The sequence below is a fragment of the Actinoplanes sp. NPDC024001 genome (assembly GCF_040638955.1).
Lineage (GTDB): Bacteria > Actinomycetota > Actinomycetes > Mycobacteriales > Micromonosporaceae > Actinoplanes.
This window is the reverse complement of the sequence record NZ_JBEZZB010000391.1, coordinates 1-1,091: the sequence shown is the minus strand read 5'-3', so window position 1 is coordinate 1,091 and position 1,091 is coordinate 1. Positions and strand designations below refer to the sequence as shown.

At 75.1% G+C, this 1,091-nt stretch carries 1 protein-coding gene; it reads right to left on the bottom strand.

Annotated elements, in window-relative coordinates:
• Nucleotides 1-1,091: hypothetical protein (locus AB0F81_RS51380; RefSeq protein ID WP_360211825.1), on the bottom strand; the 1,091-nt coding region annotated here is incomplete at both ends.

The following is a 1,091-nucleotide window of genomic DNA, read 5'->3' as shown; positions in this document are numbered from 1 at the left end:
TGGGCGTCGGCGCCGGGCGACCGCGACGGTCAGCGCGACGGCCGCGCCTGCCATGGCTACGCCGGCGATCAGGGCTCCGGCCGGGAGGCTCGGTGTGCGGGCGACGGCGATCGGCTGCGGGGCGGCCGCCGGTGAGGAGGGGGAAGCCGTCTGCGGTGAGGAAGGCGGCAGTGATGAGGGCGATGGTTGCGCCGACGGCGACACGGGTGGGGCGTCCGGCAGCGGATACCGCTTGATCTCCGCGTTGCTGCCCTCCGACACCGTCAGCAGGGCAGTGCCGTCCCGGCTGTAGGCGATGGCTTCGCCCTGCGGCTCGTCCGGCAGCGGGATCACGCGCGGCTCCCCCTGAGTGATCGCCGTGACCAGGTCGCCGCCGCCGGGCACGTCGAACTCGAAGGCGTCCGCGTAGGTCCGCAGGACCACCCGCCGGCCGTCCGCGCTGGTCGCGCCGCCGGTGATGACGAACCGGCCGGGCAGGCCGAACGGGTTGCCGGTGGCCGATGCGGGGATCGGGAAGGTGCCGGCCTTGCGCATCGGCGTGGGCTTGCCGGCAGACAGGGGTGAGCCGGGGACGTAGAGGCCGGCTGTCATCGGGTCTTTGGTGACCACCACCGGCGTGCCGTCGGCGCCGATCAGCAGTGCTTCCGCGTCGTGCGGACCGTCCGGGTAGGTGAGGCGGAACAGGCGTGGGGTGCGCGATCGGGGCGACAGCCGCCACAGTGCGATCGTCTCCCGGTTACGGCCGTTGTCGCCGATGTCGGCGACCCACAGTGTGCCGTCGGGGCCGCGGGCCAGGTCTTCCGTGTCCCGCGGCCGGGACGGGTAGGGCACGCTGCGAGCCACCCCGCACCGGCGGTTGAGGAAGAAGATGCGGCGGCCGTCCGGGTCGTCGGCGCCGTCGTTAATCACCACGTAGCCGGCGCCGTCCGTGGCCAGCCCGGAGATCTCGATCAGCCGGTCGTCGCCGATCCGGCACACCGGCTCGGGCGCGGCGCTCCCGACTGCCATCACCGGGGCGGCACGCCCGACGGCCACCGCCGGGGCGGCCACGGCCAGGGCGGCCACGGCCGGGGCGGCGGGCACGGCCGCGG